Origin of the sequence: Cupriavidus sp. USMAA2-4 (assembly GCF_001854305.1) — a bacterium.
GTDB classification, from domain to species: Bacteria; Pseudomonadota; Gammaproteobacteria; order Burkholderiales; family Burkholderiaceae; genus Cupriavidus; species Cupriavidus malaysiensis.
Map to the genome: position 1 here is coordinate 1,002,318 of NZ_CP017748.1, position 20,816 is coordinate 1,023,133.

The 20,816-nt window shown below is 71.2% G+C and carries 17 protein-coding genes; 5 read left to right on the plus strand and 12 right to left on the minus strand.

The window, feature by feature from the left end; translation table 11 throughout:
• The first annotated feature begins 12 nt into the window (after positions 1–12).
• On the plus strand, positions 13–903 hold the full coding sequence (locus tag BKK79_RS04420) for an N-formylglutamate amidohydrolase (RefSeq protein ID WP_071012039.1): 891 nt from the start codon (positions 13–15) through the stop codon (positions 901–903).
• A gap of 257 nt (positions 904–1,160) precedes the next feature.
• Complete coding sequence (locus tag BKK79_RS04425; protein WP_232346268.1) at positions 1,161–2,027, plus strand: BspC domain-containing protein; 867 nt, start codon at positions 1,161–1,163, stop codon at positions 2,025–2,027.
• Positions 2,028–2,112: 85 nt separating this feature from the next.
• On the opposite strand, the gene BKK79_RS04430 is transcribed toward BKK79_RS04425, so the two are convergent.
• Together BKK79_RS04430 and yaaA are read right to left on the minus strand one after the other, a co-directional pair.
• On the minus strand, positions 2,113–3,255 hold the full coding sequence (locus BKK79_RS04430) for a M14 family metallopeptidase (protein ID WP_071012038.1): 1,143 nt from the start codon (positions 3,253–3,255) through the stop codon (positions 2,113–2,115).
• A gap of 50 nt (positions 3,256–3,305) precedes the next feature.
• Positions 3,306–4,091: a peroxide stress protein YaaA gene (gene yaaA, locus BKK79_RS04435; RefSeq protein WP_071012036.1), complete on the minus strand. Its 786-nt coding sequence runs from the start codon at positions 4,089–4,091 to the stop codon at positions 3,306–3,308.
• 64 nt (positions 4,092–4,155) lie between these two features.
• Here yaaA and BKK79_RS04440 point away from each other — a divergent pair, with 64 nt between their 5' ends.
• Together BKK79_RS04440 and BKK79_RS04445 are read left to right on the plus strand one after the other, a co-directional pair.
• Positions 4,156–4,671 carry a putative toxin-antitoxin system toxin component, PIN family gene (locus BKK79_RS04440; protein WP_071037217.1) on the plus strand — a complete coding sequence of 172 codons (516 nt, stop codon included), beginning with the start codon at positions 4,156–4,158 and terminating at the stop codon, positions 4,669–4,671.
• A gap of 106 nt (positions 4,672–4,777) precedes the next feature.
• Positions 4,778–5,965 carry a pyridoxal phosphate-dependent aminotransferase gene (locus BKK79_RS04445; RefSeq protein ID WP_071037218.1) on the plus strand — a complete coding sequence of 396 codons (1,188 nt, stop codon included), beginning with the start codon at positions 4,778–4,780 and terminating at the stop codon, positions 5,963–5,965.
• Positions 5,966–5,992: 27 nt separating this feature from the next.
• Here BKK79_RS04445 and BKK79_RS04450 read toward each other — a convergent pair whose 3' ends face one another.
• Positions 5,993–6,334: an FKBP-type peptidyl-prolyl cis-trans isomerase gene (locus BKK79_RS04450; protein WP_071012032.1), complete on the minus strand. Its 342-nt coding sequence runs from the start codon at positions 6,332–6,334 to the stop codon at positions 5,993–5,995.
• A 321-nt stretch (positions 6,335–6,655) separates the two neighbouring features.
• On the minus strand, positions 6,656–7,831 hold the full coding sequence (locus tag BKK79_RS04455; RefSeq protein WP_071012030.1) for an acyl-CoA dehydrogenase family protein: 1,176 nt from the start codon (positions 7,829–7,831) through the stop codon (positions 6,656–6,658).
• A gap of 277 nt (positions 7,832–8,108) precedes the next feature.
• On the opposite strand from BKK79_RS04455, the gene BKK79_RS04460 reads away from it, so the two are divergent.
• Positions 8,109–9,713 carry a class I adenylate-forming enzyme family protein gene (locus BKK79_RS04460; RefSeq protein ID WP_071037219.1) on the plus strand — a complete coding sequence of 535 codons (1,605 nt, stop codon included), beginning with the start codon at positions 8,109–8,111 and terminating at the stop codon, positions 9,711–9,713.
• Positions 9,714–9,750: 37 nt separating this feature from the next.
• Here the strand turns inward: BKK79_RS04460 and BKK79_RS04465 are convergent, their stop codons facing one another.
• The 8 genes from BKK79_RS04465 to BKK79_RS04500 form a co-directional block, all read right to left on the minus strand.
• A complete protein-coding gene (locus BKK79_RS04465; RefSeq protein WP_231908002.1) occupies positions 9,751–10,593 on the minus strand; it encodes a helix-turn-helix transcriptional regulator in 843 nt (280 codons plus the stop codon).
• A gap of 321 nt (positions 10,594–10,914) precedes the next feature.
• Complete coding sequence (locus tag BKK79_RS04470; protein WP_071037220.1) at positions 10,915–12,525, minus strand: class I adenylate-forming enzyme family protein; 1,611 nt, start codon at positions 12,523–12,525, stop codon at positions 10,915–10,917.
• 47 nt (positions 12,526–12,572) lie between these two features.
• Positions 12,573–13,757 (minus strand): ABC transporter substrate-binding protein, encoded by a 1,185-nt coding sequence (locus BKK79_RS04475; RefSeq protein WP_071012025.1) that lies wholly within the window; start codon positions 13,755–13,757, stop codon positions 12,573–12,575.
• A gap of 54 nt (positions 13,758–13,811) precedes the next feature.
• Positions 13,812–16,091 carry a 3-hydroxyacyl-CoA dehydrogenase NAD-binding domain-containing protein gene (locus BKK79_RS04480; protein ID WP_261340762.1) on the minus strand — a complete coding sequence of 760 codons (2,280 nt, stop codon included), beginning with the start codon at positions 16,089–16,091 and terminating at the stop codon, positions 13,812–13,814.
• A gap of 52 nt (positions 16,092–16,143) precedes the next feature.
• Complete coding sequence (locus BKK79_RS04485; RefSeq protein ID WP_071037222.1) at positions 16,144–18,018, minus strand: AMP-dependent synthetase/ligase; 1,875 nt, start codon at positions 18,016–18,018, stop codon at positions 16,144–16,146.
• A gap of 25 nt (positions 18,019–18,043) precedes the next feature.
• A complete protein-coding gene (locus BKK79_RS04490) occupies positions 18,044–18,862 on the minus strand; it encodes an ABC transporter ATP-binding protein (RefSeq protein WP_071037223.1) in 819 nt (272 codons plus the stop codon).
• Positions 18,859–19,695, minus strand: coding sequence for an ABC transporter ATP-binding protein (locus BKK79_RS04495; RefSeq protein WP_071037224.1), 837 nt, complete (start codon positions 19,693–19,695; stop codon positions 18,859–18,861). The genes BKK79_RS04490 and BKK79_RS04495 overlap by 4 nt, the downstream gene beginning before the upstream one ends.
• A 12-nt stretch (positions 19,696–19,707) precedes the next feature.
• Positions 19,708–20,784: a branched-chain amino acid ABC transporter permease gene (locus tag BKK79_RS04500; RefSeq protein WP_071037225.1), complete on the minus strand. Its 1,077-nt coding sequence runs from the start codon at positions 20,782–20,784 to the stop codon at positions 19,708–19,710.
• Positions 20,785–20,816: the final 32 nt, after the last annotated feature.

A 20,816-nucleotide genomic window follows, 5' to 3' on the forward strand; every position in this document is an offset into this window, starting at 1 on the left:
CCAAGCCGCACCATGACCGAAGCAGACCGAAAGAACGCGGACAGCCCCTACTTCCTGCACTTGCCGGAAGGCCACAGCAGTCCGCTCTTTCTCGATTCGCCGCACAGCGCCACCACCTACCCGGCGGATTTCCGCCCCGCCGCCGGGCTGCCCCTGCCGCTGCTGCGCCAGGCCGAAGACACCTTCGTCGACCAGCTCTACGGCGATGCCCCGGCACGCGGCATCCCGCTGCTGTGCGCGGGCTTCCCGCGCAGCTACCTCGATGCCAACCGCGGCGTCGAGGAGATCGACGAGGCGCTGCTGGACGCACCCTGGCCCGGCCCGAAGCAGGCCACCGCCAAGACCCGGCTCGGCAAGGGCCTGGTCTGGCGCGTGCTCGATACCGGCGAGGCGATCTATGACCGCAAGCTGAGCGTGGACGAGGTGCAGGCGCGCATCGAGCGCTGCTACCTGCCCTACTACGCACAACTGCAGAAGCTGGCCGAGCGCGCCGTGGCCAGCCACGGCAGCGCCTGGCACATCAACTGCCACTCGATGCCGAGCGAAGCCGCGCAGTACGCGACGGAATTCCCCGGCCTGCAGCATCCGGACTTCGTCGTCGGCGACCGCGACGGCACCACCTGCGACACCCGCTTCACCGACCGCGTGGAGGGCGTGCTCAAGGACATGGGCTACGACGTCTGGCGCAACCACCCCTACAAGGGCGTGGAGATCGTGCGCGTGGTCGGCCAGCCGCAGGCGGGCCGCCACAGCCTGCAGCTCGAGATCAACCGCAAGCTGTACATGGACGAGGTCGGCCTGGCGCCGAACGCGGGCTTCGACAAACTCAAGCGTGACCTGAACGCCCTGCTCGACGAACTGCTGCGCTTCGTCAAGGCCGCGCCCTCGCGCGTGCTGGGCTGAGCACCCCGGGGCCGCCGCCGCACCGCCGCCAGGCGGTCGCGGCGCGGCCCGTGGCAAAGGCGGCGCCAGGCGCCGCCCCCTCCCCTCCGTGCGCCCTGGCGCGCACACGCACCGAGCACCACGCATGGCCGGCGACACACGCCAGGTTGCGGCTCGGTTACGCCTGGAAGCAATATTCCGGAACTTTGCCGGCATGCTTTCCTCTATCATGGCAGTCCTTTGTCAATCCCCCTTTGCCAAACGAGCAAGACGACCCCGTGATCCGACGAATTTCCCAGTTGATCTGCGGCCGGCTTTCCACGCTGGCCGCGGCCGTGGCAGGCGCCATCGCCCTGGTGGGCTGCGCCGTGCCGCCGGACCAGGCGGGCTCCGCCACCGATCAGGCCACCGGCACCGGCGGCGCCATGCCCGCGCAGAATGCGCGGGCCGCCGCGAAGCCGTCCTCGGCCATCGCCGCCAACATCGCCAGCATCTCTCCCGCTGCCGCGCCGCCGGCCAAGGCCGCGCCGTCCGAACCCACCAAGACCATCACCCTGCCCGACCGCGGCCACGTCAGCCTGGCCGAATACCGCGCGCAGATGCGCGAGCAGTTGATGAAGACGGAGAATGCCGCGCCGGACGTGGCCGATTGTGCCGCGCACGCCAGCTGGGTGGTGCCGCGCTCGACCCGCTTCGACGCCCTGAAGATCCCCACCGGCGCGCTCGCCGCCGGCCAGGCCACCAGCGAATCCTGGTCGGGCCGCTTCTCGCAGGGCAAGCAGGCCGTGCCGGTCACCTCGGTGGTCACCTTCAGCGCCACCGCGCACAAGCGCGGCCGCAGCGATGAATGGGAGACCGTCAAGGCCCGCTGCGGCTACGACGACGGCATGATGCTCGCCTACGAGCTGCTCGACAGCAACGGCACGGCCATCGCCGATGCCGGCGCCGCCCCGGCGCCCGCGGCGCGCGCCGGCCGCCACCATGGCGCCGCCACGCGCGCCCATCGCGGCGGCAAGGCCACCACCGCCAAGGCGACGTCCAAGTCCGCCAAGCCATCCACGGCCAAGTCCACGGCCGGCAAGTCGTCCGCCAAGAGCGGCGGCACCGCCGCCAAGGGCAAGAGCACCGGCAAGAAGCAGCACTGACACGCTGTGCCACGGCCTCCGCTGGCCCCGCAGGGCCGGCGGACCTGCGCTGGCGCGCCGTGCCCTGATTCTTAGATTGAGGACACTAAGCGAGCTGCGCCAGCACGGCCTGCAGCATCGCTGCGCCGAGCAGCGCGCTGCGCGCGCCGTTCCAGCCGGTCACGGCATCGGGCAGGTCGGCGTTGTCCTTGAACGGCATCTCCAGCGTCAGCGACAGGCAGCCGAAGGTGTGGCCGATGTACTTCGACGCCAGCTTCAGCGCATCGGCGTTGTACTTGCCGGCCGCATAGCCGTGCACGTCCTGGAAATCCGGCGAGGCCCGCTTGAACTCGGCGATGAAGCGGGCCTGCGCCTCGCGTTGTGCCTCGGTGAAGCTGGGCAGCATTTCACTGCCGGCAACGAAGTTGTAGGGCAGTGCCTCGTCGCCGTGGATGTCGAAGAACATATCGCAGCCGCCCGCCTCGATCGCGCGCAGCACGTGGTAGACCTCGGGACTGGTCTGCAGGCTGGGCGCCATCCACTCGCGATTGAGGTTGGCGCCGGCCGCATTGGTGCGCAGGTTGCCGTGTGCGGCGCCGTCCGGGTTCATATTAGGCACGATGTGGAAGACGGCGCGCGCCAGCAACTGCCGCGCCACCGGATCGCCGGCCCACTGCCCGGTGCCGGTCAGCCGCTGCAGCACGCCCTCGCAGAACCACTCGGCCATGGTCTCGCCCGGATGCTGGCGCGCGATCATCCAGATGGTCTTCTTGCCCGGCCCCGGCTCACCCACCGTGACCAGGGTCATGTCGCGCCCCTCGACGGTGCTGCCCAGGTGGCGCAGGCGGGCCAGCGGCGAGCGCTGGCAGGTCGCCACCAGGGCCAGGTGGCGCTCCTCGGGATAAGGCTCGAAGTAGGCCAGCCACACGCTGTCATGCTGCGGCGTGAACTCGATGACCAGTTCGCCGCCCTGGTAGCGCGTGGGTACGCGGAACCAGCTCGTGCGGTCGTAGGAGGCGACCGCGCGGTAGCCGCGCCAGCCCTCCGGATAGGTGCAGTCGTCCGCATTCAGCAGGCGCAGCGTGCAGGCCTGCCCGGCCGCGCCCTGCAGGCGGAAGTGGAACCACTGGCGGAAGTCGGCGTGCGAATCGGCGCGGATGCGCAGGCGGATGTCGTCGGCGCTGGCCACCGACTCGATCTCGATGGCACCGGAATCGAAGCGGGAGGAAACGTGCAGGGTGGAAGTCATGGCTGTCCTTGCGCTGGCATGCGGGCAATGCGGCCGGCCCTGGCCGTGGTTCAGTCTTCGAGGCGGCGGCGGAAGACCCAGCGGGCATCGTCCGAGGCGGCCGCGTCGAAGGCGTAGCCGTCTTCGGCGAAGCTCCTCAGCTTACCGGCCTCGGTCACGCGCCTTGTCACCGCGAAGCGCGCCATGGTGCCGCGCGCGCGCTTGGCGTGGAACGAGATGATCTTGTAACGGCCACCCTTCCAGTCTTCGAACACCGGCGTGATGATGCGCGCGTCGAGCACCTTGGGCCGCACCGACTTGAAGTACTCCTCGGAGGCCAGGTTCACCAGCACCTGCGGGCCTTCATGCTTGAGCGCACGCATGTCGGCGTTCAGCATCTGCGTGATGTCGTCGCCCCAGAAAGCATAGAGGTCCTTGCCGGCGGCATTGTCCAGGCGCGTGCCCATCTCGAGGCGGTAGGGCTGCATCCAGTCCAGCGGGCGCAGCAGGCCGTACAGCCCCGAGAGGATGCGCACGTGCTTCTGCGCGAAGGCGAGGTCGTCGGCGTCCAGGCCCGGCGCATCCAGTCCATCGTAGACATCGCCGTTGAAGGCCAGCGCCGCCTGCTTGCTGTTGGCGGCGGTGAACTCCGGCGACCACTCGGCGTAGCGCGTGGCATTGAGCACGGCCAGCTTGTCGGAGATATCCATCAGCGCGCCGATGTCCTGCGGGGCCAGCTTGCGCAGGCGCTCGATCAACTGCGCCGAACGGTCGATGAAGCGCGGCAGCGTGTGGGTCTTCACGCGCGCCGGAGTGTCGTAGTCGAGGGATTTGGCAGGAGACAGGACGATGAGCATGGCAAAATCGCGGCTGGCGGCTCACCATGGAGCCGGCCCGAACACAAAGTCCCGATTGTAACGAATGCCAAGCGACCCCACCGCCGCCCCGGCCAGCCCGGCAACGCGCCCGACCGCACCCCGCGTGGTGCTCGATTCGAATATCTGGGTCGACCTGCTGGTCTTCCGCGACCCGCGCGTCGAACCCATCCGCCAGGCGCTGGAAAGCGGCGCCATCGCCACCGTGATCCGCGCCGACTGCCGCGAGGAGCTGCGCCGCGTGCTGCACTATCCGCAGTTCGCCCGCTTCGCCATCGACCATGCCGCCGCGCTGGCCGTGGTCGACGGCTTCGCCACGCTGCTGCCGCCACCGGACGAAGCCGCCGCCGGCGCGGTGCGCCTGCCGAAATGCAAGGACGGCGACGACCAGAAGTTCATCGAACTGGCCCATTTCTCCGGCGCCGCCTGCCTGGTGTCGAAGGACAAGGCGGTGCTGAAGCTGGCCGGCCGCCTGCGCCGCAGCAGCCAGGTCCAGGTGCTGGCTCCCGCGGCCTTTCCGGCCTGGCTGGCCGGCCGGGACGGCGCGCCCACGCCCGGCTAGCCCACTGCGTCAGGCAGGCCGAACCCGCTAGAATGGCGGGTCAACGCGCCCCGCCGGGCCGCCCCAGGCGGCCACCGCTGCCATCCACCTTCCGACCCGCGCCACCATGTCCGCCGACCCTAGCCTGATCCCGACGCCGCTGCCTCCGCTGGCCCCGCCGCCCTCCCGACTGCCGCACGTGGGCACCACCATCTTCACGGTGATGTCGGCGCTGGCCGCCGAGAAGAACGCCGTCAACCTGGGCCAGGGCTTCCCCGATTTCGACTGCGACCCGCGCATCGTCGAGGCGGTCTCCGCGGCCATGCGGGCCGGCTGGAACCAGTACCCCCCGATGGCCGGCCTGCCGGCCCTGCGCCAGGCCATCGCCGCCAAGATCGGCAAGCTGTACGGCCACGCCTACGACTGGGACAGCGAGATCACGGTGACCGCCGGCGCCACCCAGGCCCTGCTGACGGCCATCCTGTGCGCCGTCCATCCGGGCGACGAGGTGATCGTGCTGGAGCCCTGCTACGACAGCTACCTGCCGTCCATCGAGCTGGCCGGCGGCAAGGCGGTGCCGGTGACGCTGCAGGCGCCGGACTTCGCCATCCCGTTCGACCGGCTGGCCGCCGCCATCACGCCGCGCACGCGCATGATCCTGATCAACACGCCGCACAATCCCACCGGCACGATCTGGCGTGCGCAGGACATGGAACGGCTGGCCGGGCTGCTGGCCGGCACCGACATCCTGCTGCTGTCCGACGAAGTCTATGAACACATGGTCTACGACGGCCAGGCGCACCAGTCGGTGGCGCGCCATCCGGAACTGGCGCGGCGCAGCTTCGTCGTCTCCAGCTTCGGCAAGACCTACCACGTGACCGGCTGGAAGGTCGGCTACGTAGCCGCGCCGCGGGCGCTGATGGCGGAGTTCCGCAAGGTGCACCAGTTCAACGTGTTCACCGTCAACACGCCGATGCAGCAGGGCCTGGCCACCTACATGGCCGACCCGGCACCCTACCTGGAACTGCCCGCCTTCTACCAGGCCAAGCGCGACTATTTCCGCGCCGGGCTGGCCGGCACGCGCTTCAAGCTGCTGCCGTCCGACGGCACCTATTTCCAGTGCGTCGACTACTCGGCCATCTCCGACCTGGGCGAGGCGGACTTCGCCATGTGGCTGACGCGCGAGATCGGTGTGGCCGCCATCCCGGTCTCGGCCTTCTACTCGCAGCCGCGCGAATCGGGCGTGGTGCGCTTCTGCTTCGCCAAGAAGGAAGAAACGCTGGCGCTGGCCCTGGAACGCCTGCAGCGGCTCTGAACGCCGGACCGTGCGGGCGCGCGGCGCTCAGTCGTCCCGCGTCAGCACTTCCAGCAGCTCGATCTCGAAGACCAGGTTCGAGTTCGGCCGGATATGCGCGCCGACCTGGCGCTCGCCGTAGGCCAGGTGCGCCGGCACGGACAGGCGGCGCTTGCCGCCCACCTTCATTCCCATCAGTCCCAGGTCCCAGCCCTTGATGACACGGCCGGTGCCGATCACGCACTGGAAGGGACGCCCACGCTCGTAGGACGAATCGAAGACCGTGCCGTCCTCCAGGGTGCCGCGGTAATGGGTGGTGATCAAGGCGCCCTTGACCACGGCCTTGCCGTCGCCTGGCTGCAGGTCTTCGATCTGGAGTTCGGTGGTCATGGCGCGGGGTCCTCGTCTCGATGCCGGTGCGGCGCTGCGGAAAAGGGGCGTAGTGTAACGCCGGCAGGACGGGCGCGGTGCGGGTGGCGGTGCACCTTCGTACCGGCCGGCGCCGGCCCTGTCCCCCAACCTCTCTGCCACACATTGGAGAGGGGAGTAAACCAGGACGCAAACCAGCGCCGCAGCGAAAGCGCTTGCCGCACCCACCGCCGGGCTCCCCTCTCCCCTGAGGGGAAAGGGAGAACACCTGTTGGTTCCCCCGAGCGGCTTGGGTGCATCCTGGTGGCTTCGTCCAGCGCCACGGCGTTGCGCCACCCCGCCTCAGATCCCCAGTTGCCGCGCCGCCAGGTCCTTCATGATCTCCTCCGCGCCGCCACCGATCATCATCACCTTGACCTCACGGTAGATGCGTTCGCTGCGCGTGCCGCGCATGAAGCCCATGCCGCCCAGGATCTGCACCGCCTGGTCGGCGCAGAACTGCATGGCGCGCGTGGCCTCGACCTTGGCCATGCAGGTCAGCGCCACCAGGCGGGCCGGATCGCCGGCCTGGTGCTGCAGGCGCCAGGCCAGGTCGTAGACCAGGTTGCGCGCCGCTTCCACGCGCAGGGCCATGTCGACCAGCTTGTGGCGGATCACCTGGCGCTGCGACAGCGGCTCGCCGAAGGTGCGCCGCTCGCGCGCCCAGGCCAGCGCCTCTTCCAGGCAGCAGGCGGCGTAGCCGTAGGCCAGCGCGCTCATGCTGAGCCGCTCGGCGTTGAAATTGCGCATGATCAGCGCGAAGCCGCGGTTCTCCTCGCCGACCAGGTTGGCCGCCGGCACGCGGCAGTGATCGAAGTGCAGGTGGGCCGTATCGGAGGCCAGCCAACCCATCTTGCGCAGCGCGGTGCGCGTCAGGCCCGGCGTGTCGCCGTCGACCAGCAGCAGCGAGACCCCGCCCGCGCCCTTGCTGGCGGGGTCGGTACGCACCGCCACGGTGAGGAAGTCGGCGCGCACGCCCGAGGTGATGAAGGTCTTCTCGCCGTTGACGACGTAATGGTCGCCATCGCGCACGGCGGTGGTGCGCAGGCTCGCCACGTCGGAGCCGCCACCCGGCTCGGTGATGGCCAGCGCGGCGATCTTCTCGCCGGCGATCACCGCCGGCAGCACGCGCGCCTTGAGCGCGGCGCCGCCGGCCGCCGCCACCGGCGGCATGCCGATCGAGTGCGAGAACAGCGAAGCCTGCACGCCGCCGGAGCCGGCGCGCGCGAACTCCTCGGCCAGTACCAGGTGATGGAAGATGTCGCAGGGCGTGCCGCCGTAGGCCTCGTCGTAGCCCAGGCCCAGCAGGCCCAGTTGTGCGGCGCGCCCGTACAGCTCGCGCGGGAAGGTGCCGGCCTCGTCCCAATCGTTGACGTGCGGCGCGATCTCGTGGGTGACGAACTGGCGCAGCGCATGGCGGAAGGCCTCGTGCTCGGGAGTGAAGTAGTGCGGCGGCGGGGGCAGGTCGATCAGGTCCATCGGCGGTCTCGTCGGCGGGTTCAGGTTCAGGGGGTTCAGGGGGTTCAGGGGGTTCAGGGGAAGCGGGAACAGCGGTGAAAGGATGCGATGCACCTTAAGGCCGGCCCGCCGGCCTGTCTTGCGCCAACTGGTCGCCCCCGCCGCCCCCCTCCCTCCTCCCCGCCACCACAGCCAGTAGCCGCAAGCCGTCACCGCCGCCGGCCGCTAACCTTGCCGCACGTGCCGGGACGCTGCGCGCGCCCCGGGCTTCGCGCAACCGAGCAGGAGGAACCACACCATGGAAGCAGTTTCCGCGCCGGGCACCATCGGCGCCGCGCTGGCGCAGGCGCGCCGGCAATGGCCGGCACAGGACGCCTATCTCTGCCGCGGGCGGCACTGGAGCTTCGCAGCGACCGCGGACGGCGCGGACCGGGTCGCCGAGGGCCTGCTGGAACTGGGCCTGGCACGCGGCGACCGCATCGGCGTGATCGGGCTCAACCACGTCGAGTGGCTGCTGCTGTTCTATGCCGCCGCGCGCATCGGCGTGGCGGTGGTCGGGCTGAGCGTGCGCTACCGCGACAACGAGATCGCCCACATGATCGCCGATGCCGGCGTGCAGGCCGTCTTCACCGTCGCCGAGCTGGACGGCTTCGATTACCTCGCCATGCTGGCACGCCTCGCGCCGGCGCTGCCGAGCCTGCGCCAGGTGGTGGTGCTCGATGCCCCGGATGCCGGACAGGCCGCGCCGCCCGCCGCGGCGACGGCGCCGCAGGCCCCGCTCACGCTGTCCGCGCTGGCCCGCAGCGCGCCGCAGCCGGGACGGCTGGCGCGCGCCGCCGCCGCCGTCCACGCCGATGACCTGGCCATGGTGATCTACACCTCGGGCACCACCGGCAAACCCAAGGGCGCCGGCCTCACCCACCGCTCCCTGCTGGCCGCCGCCGGCGCGCAGGCCGCGCATGTGCGCACCGTGCCGGGCGACCACCTGCAGCTGGCGCTGCCGCTGAACCACGTCGGCGGCATCACCTGCGGCGTGCTGAACTTCCTGCTGGGCGGCGGCACGCTGGAACTGGTGCCGGTGTTCAAGGCCGAGCTGGTGCTGGAGATGATGCGGCGCCATCCGCCCACGCTGTTCTCGGGCGTGCCGACCATGGCCACGCTGCTGCTCAGCCACCCTGCCTCGGCCGGCGTCGACCTGAGCCGCGTGCGGCTGGTGGTGGTGGGCGGCTCGACCGTGGACGGCGCCCTGCTCGAACAATTGCAGCGGCGCATGCCGCAGGCCACGGTGATGAACCTGTACGGCCTGTCGGAGTGTTCCGGCGCCATCGTGATGACGCCGTGGCAGGCCGCCGAAGCGGATGTGCTGCAGTCGATCGGACAGGTCTTCCGCGGCAGCGAGGTGCGCGTGCTGACGCCGCAAGGCGAGCCGGCCGCGGCCGGCGAAGTCGGCGAACTCTGCTTCCGCGGCCCCGGCGTGGCGCCCGGCTATATCGGCGCCGCCGCCGGCGCGGCCGGTTTCGACGCTGGCGGCTGGCTGCGCAGCGGCGACCTCGGCTGCCAGGACGCGCGCGGCTACCTGTTCCTCAAGGGCCGCATGAAGGACATGTACATCCAGGGCGGCTTCAACGTCTATCCGGCCGAGGTCGAAGGTGTCATCGCGCGCCACCCGGAGGTCCTGATGGTGGCCGGCATCGGCGTGCCCGACCCCGTGCTCGGCGAGGTGGGCCGCTACTACATCGTCGCGCGGCCCGGCAGCGCGCTGCGCGCAGAAGACGTGCGCGCCTTCTGCGGCGAACACCTGGCCGACTACAAGGTGCCGCGCCAGGTGGTGCTGCGCGCCGAGCTGCCGATGACGCCGGCCGGCAAGATCCACAAGGCGGCGTTGCGCGAGGAAGGCGCCTGAAGCACGCGCTGCCCGTCGCCGGCGGGCGGCGGCGCAGTCAGGAAGGCCGTCCCGGTGCGGCCGCCACCGTGCCGATCAGTTCGAGCCGGCGCGAGCCGGCGAAGATATCGCTGGGCTTGAGACCGTAGATCTGCCGGATCGAGTGGCTGAAGTGGGTGGAGTCGGGATAGCCGATATCGAGCGCGACCTCGGCCAGGTTGGAGTCCTGCGTGACGTAGTGCAGCATGCTGCGGGCCCGCTTCCAGGTGCGGAAGCTGCGGAACGGCACCCCCACCTCCTGCTTGAACAGGTGCAGGAAGCGCGAGAAGGACAGGTGCACGGCCGCCGCGCAGGCTTCCGCCGTCAGCGGCGCCGAGGGCGACTCGGCGATGCGGCGCACCACCATCTCGATGCGCGCGTCGAGCGGGCGCGGCGCCAGCGCGCCGCCGAAGAAGAGATGGTCGAAGCTGTCCGCCTGCAGGTCCAGGTCGCGGCCGCGCGCGGCCAGGTAGGCATGGGCCTGCTTGACGTGGCGCACGAACTCGGGCGCCTCCACCGCGCCCACGCCATCGCGCAGGAAGGCCGGCAGGCGCGCCATGTCCAGGCTTTCCGGCTCCAGGCCGATATCGGTGATCATGCGGCCGTCGCAGGCGATCCAGTGCGGCACGTAGGCCGGCACCACGGCCAGGTCCGTGGTCTGCCACGGGCCGTCGCCGACGCGGATGCGCAGGGGCTCGCGCACCGCCACGTAGATGGTGAGCCCGCCCATATTGCGGACCGAGGGCGTGCCGAGCAGCCCCGCATAGAACAGCCGGCTGCGCGTCAGCCACATGACCCGGCCGGCGGGGCCGATCAGACGGTCGGCAGACAGGCGCCGGACCGCGTCCACGTCGATTCGCATGCGTCGTCTCCTGTGCGCGGCCGCGCGCGGCGCCAGCGGGAATGCGGCGCGGGCGGGCCGCTTTCTATGCAGCCGGGGCGCCCGCGCTGACGGGGCGCCGCTGCGACCGGCCTCCCGCGCGGGAGGCCGTGGCTGCCGCGTCCGGCGGAGCCGGATCGGGCGGAGGGCTGCGCTGACAATGTAGCGGAGCCGGCCCGCCATGTCTTGTGTCAGCTGGCTGAATAGGCCGCATCCGCCACTTTCCTGGGCTATCGAAAACCCTCCCCCGCCCGGCAAGCCGGCGCCATGGCGGGGGCGAGGCGGTGATCGACGCCGCCGGCGTCAGGCGGCGCCGCCCTCGTAGTGCGCCTGGTAGCGCTGGCGCAGCTCGAACTTCTGGATCTTGCCGGTCGACGTCATGGGCAGCAGGTCCAGCACCACGATGTCCTTCGGCACCTCGAAGCCACCCAGGTGGGCGCGGCAGTGCGCATCCAGCTCGCCCGGCTCCACCGCCGCGCCCGGCTTGAGGGTGACGAAGGCGGTGACCGCCTCGCCCCAGCGCTGGTGCGACAGGCCCACGGCCGCCGCGTTGGCCACCGCGCCATGGCGCAGCAGCACCTCCTCCACCTTGATCGAGGGCACGTTCTCCCCGCCGCTCTTGATCATGTCCTTGATGCGGTCCAGGAACAGCAGCTGGCCGTCCTCGTCCATCTGCCCCAGGTCACCGGTGTGGTGCCAGCCGAAGCGCTGCGCCCGCCGGGTGGCCTCGGCATCCTTGTAGTAGCCCAGCATCACGTTGGGGCCGCGGAAGACGATCTCGCCGGTCTCGCCCGGGCCCAGCAGCCGGCCCTCGTCATCCATCACGGCGACCTCGTTGGCCACCGTGCCGACGCCCCAGTACGGGCCGAAGCGCCGGCGCTGCTCCTCCGGTTCGAAGATGGTCGCCGCCGGGTACATCTCGGTCTGCCCGGAGCACAGTGCGAAATCCGGGCAGAACGCCTGCTGCAGCTTCAGCAGCAGCGTCTTGGGCAGCGGCGCCATGCCGTAGATGCACATGCGCACACTGGACAGGTCGGTGGCGGGAAAGGCGGGGTGCTCGAGCATGGCGCGGTACATCATCGGCAGCGCCACCACCACGCTGACCCGGTGGCGCGCGATGGCCGCCAGCACCTGGCCCGCGTCGAAGCCGCGCGTGACCACCACCGTGTGGCCGCCCAGCAGCGCGCTCATGGTATTGCCGTGCTGGGCGCAGTGGAAGACCGGCAGCAGGCAGGTGTAGACGTCGGTGCCGGGGCGTCCGCCGATGTCGAGCAGGTTGGGCGCCAGCACCGAATGTACCGAGGCATGCGAGTGCATCACGCCCTTCTGCGGTCCGGTGGTGCCGCTGGTGTACATGATCTGGGCCAGCTGCCCGCTGGCGATATCCACCGCCGGCAGGGTCTCCGGCTGCCCGTTCAGCGTGGCGGCGAAGGGCTGCGCGCCGGGCGGCGGCGCCGGCTCGCCGGGCTGCTGCAGCGCCACCACCGGGATGCCGAGCGCCGGCGCCAGTTCGCCGATGCCGGCCCGTGCCAGCACGCTGGTATCCGCCACCAGGCGCGCCACCTCGGCATGCTCCAGGATGTAGCGCACCGCGTCCGGCGCCAGCCCGGTATTGATCGGCACCCATACCAGCCCCGCCTTCTGGATGCCGAGCAGGGCGACGATCATCTCGATGGAGTTGTTGCACAGCATGCCGATGCGCTCGCCGTTGCGCAGGCCCTGCGCCAGCAGGTAGTGGGCGAAGCGGTTGGTGGCGGCATCCAGCTCGGCGTAGCTGAGGCGGCGCTCGCCTTCGATCAGCGCGGTGCGCGCGCCGAAGCGGCGCGCCGAGCGGTGGATCACGTCGCCGAGCGCGATGCGGCCGATCCGTTCGCGGGCGGCGGCCAGGGAAGAGGCAAGGTCGTTGAGGGTCATGGCATGGCCTATCGGTTGGCAGGGTGCGGGTCGCCGACCCGCTGCGTTCATTTCTCGGTCGAGACCTGCTTGGGCAGCTCCAGGTAGTCGCTCTCGTTCACCCACTTGTCGCCGGCGACGCGGGTGATGCGGATCCTGGCATTGCTCAGCCGGCTGGCCTTGCTGACGGCGAAGGCCGGATTGCCGAGCGCGTCGGCCGGCAGCGGGCTGGCTTCCATGGCCGCGTTGAAGCTTTCCGGGGTCAGGTTGCGGCCGGTCTTGTCGGCGATCAGCGCGAAGGTGGTCATGGCGTAGTAGCTGAACATCGAGTACAGGCCCGGGTCCTCGTTGAAGCGCTTCTTGTAGGCGGCCACCCAGCGTGCCACCGCGGGATTCGGGTCATCGCCATACGGCAGCGTGATGAAGGCCGAGCCGTAGACGCCGTCCAGGGCCTTGCCGCCGAGCAGCGGCACCTGCTGCGAGTAATTGGCGCCGGTACCGACGAAGACCGGGTTGAAGCCGATCTTGCGCGCCTCGCCGACCGAAGCCACGTACTCGCGCAGTGTCGACACGTTCAGCACCAGGTCGCAGTTGGCGGCCTTGAGCTTGGCCATCTGCGAGGAGAAATCGGTGGCGCCGCGCTTGTACGAGACCTTCTCGACGAAGTCCATCTTCTTCGTCTTCAGGTAGTCCTGCGCGCCCTCCAGCGTCTCGCGGCCGTAGTCGTCGTCCTGGTAGAGCACGCCGATGCGCTGGTAGGGCTTCTGCTTGAGGAACCAGTCCATGGTGATGGCCGCGCTGCGGTAGTAGGACGGTGCCAGTGCCACCTTGTAGGGGCTGGGCGGGTCGTACATCTCGCGCACCGCGCTCTGCGGCATGAAGTTGAAGACCTTGTTCTGGATCAGGAAGGGCAGCGTGGCCATGTTGGGCGCGGTGCCGAGCTGCCCGACGATGGCGAACACGCCGTCCTGCGTCACCAGCTTCTGCGCCGCCAGCACCGCGCGCCGCGGCTCGTAGCCGCTGTCCTCCACCAGCACGCGCACCTTGCGGCCGTGGATGCCGCCGCGCGCATTGATCTCCTCGGCCGCCAGCGTGGCGCCGTTGCGCGACTCCTTGCCATAGTTGGCGATCGGGCCGGACAGGTCGGTGATCAGGCCGAGCCGGATCTCGCTGTCGCTGACGCCGCGCGACTGCGCGCCGGCGGCGGAACTCAACAGCAGGGCCGCGGCGGCCAGTGCGGTCTTCCATTGCATGGTTGTCTCCTTCGGTTGGCTTGCTTGTCGTGGTGGCCCCGGCAGGCGCCGCGCTCAGTGCTTCGGCGGCGTGCCGTCCTGCCCGTCGCCGGGCGGCCACGGCCCGGCCGCGGACGCGCTGCCCGCGCCCGCCATGCTCCAGTCGGAAAGCCTGCCGCCATGCCGCGCCAGCGAGGCCAGCAGCGGCGACACGTCCCAGTAGTCGAAAGCGTTGCCGCGCTCGCGGCCATAGCGCTCCAGCCCGGCCACGATGCGCGCCAGCCCCACGCGGTCGGCCAGCCAGACCGGGCCGCCGAGGTAGTCGGGGAAGCCGTAGCCGGCGGTCCAGACCATGTCGATGTCGCCAGGCCGGCTCGCCACGCCCTCCTCCAGCAGCCGCGCGGCCTCGTTGACCAGCGGATAGAACAGCCGCTCGGCGATCTCGCGCTCGCCGATGCCGGCGCGCTGCGCCACGCCGGTCTCGCGCGCCAGCGCGCGGCAGATGGCCTCCACCGCCGCATCGGGCCGTGGCGCGCGCTCGCCCGGCGCATAGCGGTAAAGGCCCGCGCCCGACTTCTGTCCGTGGCGGCCCAGCGCGTAGAGACGGCGCACCACGGCGCGGTAGGCGGGGTCGGGTGGCAGGCCGCCCGCCTTGCCGTACTCGATGACGGCGCGCGCGGCCACATCCACTCCCGCCAGGTCGAGCGCGCGGCAGGGCCCCATCGCCATGCCGTGCGCCTGCGCCACGGCGTCGATGCGCTGCGGGCTGACGCCCTCCTGCAGCAGGAACTCGGTCTCGCGCAGATAGGCCTCGGCCATGCGGTTGCCGATGAAGCCGTAGCACACACCCGACACCACCGGCACCTTGCCCAGCCGGCGCGCCAGCGCCAGCGCCGTGGCCAGCACCTCGGGCGCGGTGCGCTCCGCCCGCACCACCTCCAGCAGCCGCATCGCGCCGGCCGGGCTGAACAAGTGCATGCCCAGCACGTCGGCAGGACGCCCGCTGGCATCGGCCAGCACCTCGACGTCGAGCGTGGCGGTATGCGAGGCCAGGATGGCGCCGGGGCGGCACACCCGGCCCAGCCGGGCGAAGACCTGCTGCTTCAACGCCATGTCCTCGTAGACCGCCTCCACCACCAGGTCGCAGCCGGCCAGCGCGGCCAGGTCCAGCGCTCCCTCCAGCCGCGCGATGCCGGCCTCGGCCTGGGCCAGGCTCAGGCGGCCGCGCGCGGCCGCGTGCCGGGCCGCCGCCTGCGTGCGCGCCAGGCCGGCCGCCAGCGCCGCGCCATCCGCTTCCACCAGCACCACGCGCAGGCCGACGCCGGCCAGCGCGGCGGCGATCGCGCTGCCCATCGCTCCGCCGCCGACCACTCCCGCCGCCTGCAGCGGGCGCGGCGGCAGGCCGGCGGGCAGGCCCGGCACCTGCGCGGCGCGCCGCTCGGCGAAGAACAGATGGCGCAGCGCACGCGAAGGCTCGGACACGACGCAGGCGCGCAGCAGCTCCGCCTCCACCGCCTCGCCCTGCGCGAACGGCAGCGTGGCCGCCGCCTCCACCGCACGCACGATGGCCGCGCGCGCCGGATAGCGGGTGAAGCTGGCGGCCTCGCGGGTGCGCACCGCGGCGAAGAAGTCGGCCGGCAGCCCCGCCAGCGCGACCGGCCGCTCGCTCAAGCGGCGCGGCGGCGCGCCACGCGCCATCAGTGTGCGCAGGAAATCCAGCCCCGCCGCCAGCGCCTGCGCGGCGGCATCGGCGCCCCCTGCCGCCACCGGCGCGGCCGCGGCCACCGCGTCGACGATGCCCGCGGCGCGCGCCGCTTCCGCGCCTAACATGCGGCCGCTCAGCATCAATTCCAGCGCCAGCTCCGCCCCGCAGGCGCGCGGCAGCCGCTGCGAACCCAGCGAGCCGGGCAGCAGGCCGAGGCGCACCTCGGGCAGGCCGACGCGCGTGTCCGCCAGCGCGATGCGGTAGTGGCAGGCCAGTGCCAGTTCCAGGCCGCCGCCCAGCGCGGTGCCGTGCAGGGCGGCCAGTACCAGCCGCCGGCTGCCTTCGAGCCGCGCCAGGATGCGGTTGAAAGGCGCGGCATCGAAGTCCGGCGCGTCGAAGGCAGCGATGTCGCCGCCGGCAACGAAGGTGCGCCCGGCGCAGTGGACCAGCAGCGCGTCCAGGCCGCTGTCGCCCTCGAAGGCCGCCACGGCCGCGTCGAGCGCCGCCACCACTGCCGGCGACAGCGCGTTGACCGGGGCGTGGTCGATGCACAGCAGGCCGATGCCGCCCCGCCGCGACAGCGTCACGCCCGGCCCCGCCCGGCCGCTCGCCGCCGGCATGGCCGGCCCCACCGACACCCTGCTCTCCATTGCCCGCCTCCCTCCCGCCGTCCGCGCCGCCCGAGCCATGCGCGCCGCCCGCTCAGGCAACCTTGGCCTCGTACATCGATTCGATCATCTCGCCGTACTTCTGGTTGACCAGCTTGCGCTTGAGCTTCATGGTCGGCGTCAGTTCCTCGTCCTCTGCGCTCAGCCGGGTCTCGATCAGGCGGAAGGCCTTGATCTGCTCGACGCGCGCGAACTGGCCGTTGACGCGCGCCACCTCCTGCGCGATCAGGCCGACCACCTCGGCACTGCGGCACAGCGAGCGGTAGTCGGAGAACTGCACGCCGTGCTCCTGCGCCCAGCGCTCGACGTTGTCGTGGTCGATCATCACCAGGCAGGTCAGGAAGGGCCGGCGGTCGCCGATCACCACGGCGTCCGTCACGTAGGGGCTGAACTTGAGCTGGTTCTCCCACTCCGACGGCGTGACGTTCTTGCCGCCGGCGGTGATGATCAGGTCCTTCATGCGATCGGTGATGTAGAAGTAGCCCTGCTCGTCCACCCGCCCCACGTCGCCGGTGCGCAGCCAGCCGTCGACGATGGTCTCGGCGGTCTTCTCCGGCAGGTTCAGGTAGCCGAGGAAGACCTGGGGACCGCGCACCAGCAGCTCGCCCTCGTCAGACACCCGCACCTCGGTGTGCGGCAGCGCCACGCCGATGCTGCCCGGCCGCATGCGCCCGGGCGGGTTGCAGGTGGCCGCCCCGGTGATCTCGGTCATGCCCCACAACTCGTGAACGACGATGCCCAGCGCCATGAACCAGCGGATCAGGTCGGGCGAGATCGGCGCCGCGCCGGTGACGGCCATGCGGGTGCGGTCGAGGCCCATCATGCGCCGCACATTGCCCAGCACCAGCGCATCGGCCAGCCAGGCCGCCGCGCGCGTGCGCGCCGGCAGCGCCCGTCCGGCCTCGATACAGGCCGCGCGCGCCTGCCCGGCGCGCAGGGCCAGCGCGTAGGCGCGCCGCTGCAGCGGCGTGGCCTCGCGCAAGGCGATCACCACCGAGGAATAGAGCTTCTCCCACACGCGCGGCACCGCCATGAAGACGTCGGGCTGGATCTCGCGCAGGTTGTCGAACACCGTGTCCGGGCTCTCGGCGAAGTTCATCACGGCACCCAGCAGGATCGCGTGGTACTCGCCGAAGATGCGCTCGGCCACGTGGCACAGCGGCAGGAAGCACATGCGCTCGCCGAGCGGCGCAGCCGGCAGGAAGTCGCGCAGGGTCAGGCAGCTGCGCAGGATGTTGCGATGCGACAGCATCGCGCCCTTGGGACGGCCGGTGGTACCCGAGGTATAGACCAGCACCGCCACGTCGTCCGGCCCGGCCGCCCCCAGCCGTTCCTCCACCAGGCCGGGCTGCGCCGCGCGCAGCGCCCGCCCCTGCGCCAGCAGCGCGTCGAAGGCGAGGATGGCGGGATCGTCCAGCGCCGCCAGCCCTTCCATGTCGTAGACCACCACCTTGCGCACGCGCGGCAGGCGCGCGCGCACCTCCAGGTACTTGTCGAGCTGCTCCTCGTTCTCGACGAAGAGGAAGGCGGTGCCCGAGTCGGCGCACAGGTACTCGACCTGGGCCGGCGCGTCGGTCGGATAGATGCCGCTGACCACCGCGCCCGCGCTCTGCGCGCCGAGGTCGGTCCAGACCCATTCGCGCTGGGTGTTGGACAGCACCGAGACCACCTCGCCCGGGCGCAGCCCGAGCGCCGCCAGCCCGGCGGCCACGTCGGCGACGATCTCGCCGACCTCGCGCCAGCCATAGGCACGCCATACGCCGAAATCCTTCTGCCGCATCATCACCGCGTCGCCGCGCACGCGCACCGCGTGCCAGAACAGGCGCGGCACGGTATCGAAGGCCCGCTCGGACAGCGGCTCGCCGCGGGACCCGCTGCCGGGCCGGTACTGGTGGGACTCGCTCTGCATCGTCACCCGTCTCCTTGCGCGCCGCTCAGCGCCAGGTCTTGCGCCGTTTCCAGCGCCGTTCGCCGCGCACGCCGGCGTCCTTCATGCCCAGGTAGAACTCCTTGATATCGTCCTTCTCGCGCAGCGCGGCGCAGCTGTCCTCGGCCACGATGCGGCCGGTCTCCAGCACGTAGCCGTAGTCGGCCACGTTCAGCGCCATGTTGGCGTTCTGCTCGACCAGCAGGATGGTGGTGCCGCGCTCGCGGTTGATGCGCACCACGATCTCGAAGATCTCGCGCGTCAGCTTGGGCGACAGGCCCAGGCTGGGTTCGTCGAGCAGCACCAGCTCGGGCGCCCCCATCAGCGCGCGCGAGATCGCCAGCATCTGCTGCTGGCCGCCGGACAGCAGGCCGGCATGCTGGCCGGCACGCTCGCGCAGGATGGGGAAGTAGCCGTACACCGTTTCCAGGTCGCGCGCCACGCCGTCGCGGTCGTGCCGCGTGTAGGCCCCCATCATCAGGTTGTCGCGCACCGACAGCAGCGGGAATACCTCGCGCCCCTCCGGCACGTGGCACAGCCCGCGCCGCACGATGCGCGCCGGATCGTGCCCGGTGATGTCCTCGCCGCGGAAGCGGACGGACCCGCAGGTGGGGTCGAGCACGCCCGAAATGGTCTTGAGAATGGTGCTCTTGCCGGCGCCGTTGGCGCCCAGCACGGTGGCGATGCTGCCGCGCCGCACCGCCAGGCTGACGCCGCGGATGGCCTTGACCGGGCCGTAGGCGCTCTCCAGGTTGGCCAGCGCGAGCAGTGCCGCGCCATGGTCCGGCACGGTGGCGAAGGCATGGATCCCGGCTACGGTGCTCATGCCGCCCTCCGCAACGAAGCCACGTCGTCGATCGCGCCGAGATAGGCCTCGGCCACGCCGGGATGCGCCTGCACTTCGCGCGGCGTGCCCTGCGCCAGCACGCGCCCCTGGTTGATCGCCAGCACGCGGTCGGACACGCGCGAGACCAGGCTCATGTCGTGCTCCACCATCAGCACCGTCACGCCGAGCTCGCTGCGGATATCGCGGATCCACCACGACATGTCCTCGGTCTCCTCGACATTGAGGCCGGACGAGGGCTCGTCGAGCAGCAGCAGGCGCGGCCCCGTGCACAGCGCGCGCGCCAGCTCGACCACCTTGCGCACACCGTAGGGCAGGCCCGCCACCAGCGCGTCGCGGTGCGGCTGCAGGCGCAGCAGGTCCATCACTTCCTCGGCCTTGCGCCGCGCGGCAAGTTCGCCGCGCCGCACCGACGGGGTGTGCAGCAGGTCGGCCCAGAAGCCGGTGCGGCGGTGGACATGGAAGCCGATCAGCAGGTTCTGCAGCACCGAGGCATGCTCGAACAGCTCGATGTTCTGGAAGGTGCGGGCGATGCCCAGCGCGGCGATCGCGTGCGCGGGCAGTGCCGTCAGCTCGCGCCCCTGCCAGCGGATGCTGCCGCCGCTCGGCGCCACCAGCCGGCTGATCAGGTTGAACACGGTGGTCTTGCCAGCGCCGTTGGGGCCGATCAGCGTCAGCACTTCGCCGGCCGCCACGTCGAAACTGACGTGGTCCACCGCCAGCACGCCGCCGAAGCGCACCGACAGGTCGCGCACCGACAGCAGGCCGGTATCGCCGCCGGGTCCGCCTGCCGCATCGAATCCGTTCGAAGTCATCGCCGCCCTCCTTCAGCGCAGCCGCTCGGATTTCTGGAAGGCCTTCTGGCGCCGGAACATGCCCTGGCGGTAGAAGGGGAACAACTCCAGGTAGGTGCGGATCTTGAGCCAGCGCCCGTACAGGCCCATCGGCTCGAACAGCACGAAGCCCATCAGCACCACGCCGTAGACCACCGCCTGCAGGCCGCTGGCCTGGCCGATCGCCGGCGGCAGCCAGTCCTTGGCCAGCGCGATGCCCTGCGGCATCATGATCAGGAACAGCGCGCCGAAGAAGGCGCCGTGCACCGAGCCCAGCCCGCCCACCACCACCAGCAGCAGCAGGTCGATCGACTGGCCGATGCCGAACTGCTCCGGCGAGATGAAGTTCAGCAGGTGCGCATAGAGCCCGCCGGCAATGCCGACGATGGCCGCCGACAAGGCGAAGGCCAGCGTCTTGTAGCGCGCCAGCTGGATGCCCATGCTCTGCGCCGAGATCTCCGAATCGCGCACCGCGATGAAGGCACGCCCGGTCGGGCTGCGCAACAGGTTGAGCAGGCCCAGCGTGACCAGCACGCAGACCGCCAGCGCGAGGTAGTAGAAGCCGGCCGGGCCGGCTACGCTCACGCCGGCCAGCGCCGGCGGCTGCACCGGCATGCCGGCATTGCCTCCGGTCACGCTCTCCCAGCGCGCCAGCACCTCCTCCACGATGAAGCCGAACGCCAGCGTGGCGATGGCCAGGTAGATGCCGCGCACGCGCAGCGCCGGCAGCCCCACCACCACGCCGGCCAGGCCGGACAGCAGCGCCGCCGCGGCCAGCGCCAGCGGGAAGGGCCAGCCGTGCGCCACCAGCCAGGCCTGGGCATAGGCGCCGATGCCGAGAAAGGCCGCGTGGCCGATCGAGATCAGGCCGGCATAGCCCGCCAGCAGCATCAGCCCGAGGCCGGCGATGGCATAGACCAGCACGAAGCCGAGCTGGGTCACCCAGTAGGCACTGGCCCAGGCCGGCGCCAGCAGGGCCAGCACCAGCAACAAGCCATACCAGAGCCCCTGGCGCGGCCGCGCCGCCAGGCGCAGGTCCTGGCGGTAGTCCGTCTTCAGCAGGAACCGCATCGTCCCTCCTCCGTCGATGAACTTCGATGACT

Excerpts from the sequence above, each read along its gene's own strand:
- BKK79_RS04480 (WP_261340762.1), bottom strand. The coding sequence starts at position 16,091 with ATGGAGAGCAGGGTGTCGGTGGGGCCGGCCATGCCGGCGGCGAGCGGC.
- BKK79_RS04465 (WP_231908002.1), bottom strand. The coding sequence starts at position 10,593 with ATGCGAATCGACGTGGACGCGGTCCGGCGCCTGTCTGCCGACCGTCTG.
- BKK79_RS04455 (WP_071012030.1), bottom strand. The coding sequence starts at position 7,831 with ATGGACCTGATCGACCTGCCCCCGCCGCCGCACTACTTCACTCCCGAG.
- yaaA (WP_071012036.1), bottom strand. The coding sequence starts at position 4,091 with ATGCTCATCGTCCTGTCTCCTGCCAAATCCCTCGACTACGACACTCCG.
- BKK79_RS04470 (WP_071037220.1), bottom strand. The coding sequence starts at position 12,525 with ATGACCCTCAACGACCTTGCCTCTTCCCTGGCCGCCGCCCGCGAACGG.
- BKK79_RS04500 (WP_071037225.1), bottom strand. The coding sequence starts at position 20,784 with ATGCGGTTCCTGCTGAAGACGGACTACCGCCAGGACCTGCGCCTGGCG.
- BKK79_RS04450 (WP_071012032.1), bottom strand. The coding sequence starts at position 6,334 with ATGACCACCGAACTCCAGATCGAAGACCTGCAGCCAGGCGACGGCAAG.
- BKK79_RS04495 (WP_071037224.1), bottom strand. The coding sequence starts at position 19,695 with ATGACTTCGAACGGATTCGATGCGGCAGGCGGACCCGGCGGCGATACC.
- BKK79_RS04445 (WP_071037218.1), top strand. The coding sequence starts at position 4,778 with ATGTCCGCCGACCCTAGCCTGATCCCGACGCCGCTGCCTCCGCTGGCC.
- BKK79_RS04485 (WP_071037222.1), bottom strand. The coding sequence starts at position 18,018 with ATGCAGAGCGAGTCCCACCAGTACCGGCCCGGCAGCGGGTCCCGCGGC.
- BKK79_RS04490 (WP_071037223.1), bottom strand. The coding sequence starts at position 18,862 with ATGAGCACCGTAGCCGGGATCCATGCCTTCGCCACCGTGCCGGACCAT.
- BKK79_RS04420 (WP_071012039.1), top strand. The coding sequence starts at position 13 with ATGACCGAAGCAGACCGAAAGAACGCGGACAGCCCCTACTTCCTGCAC.
- BKK79_RS04475 (WP_071012025.1), bottom strand. The coding sequence starts at position 13,757 with ATGCAATGGAAGACCGCACTGGCCGCCGCGGCCCTGCTGTTGAGTTCC.
- BKK79_RS04460 (WP_071037219.1), top strand. The coding sequence starts at position 8,109 with ATGGAAGCAGTTTCCGCGCCGGGCACCATCGGCGCCGCGCTGGCGCAG.
- BKK79_RS04430 (WP_071012038.1), bottom strand. The coding sequence starts at position 3,255 with ATGACTTCCACCCTGCACGTTTCCTCCCGCTTCGATTCCGGTGCCATC.
- BKK79_RS04440 (WP_071037217.1), top strand. The coding sequence starts at position 4,156 with ATGCCAAGCGACCCCACCGCCGCCCCGGCCAGCCCGGCAACGCGCCCG.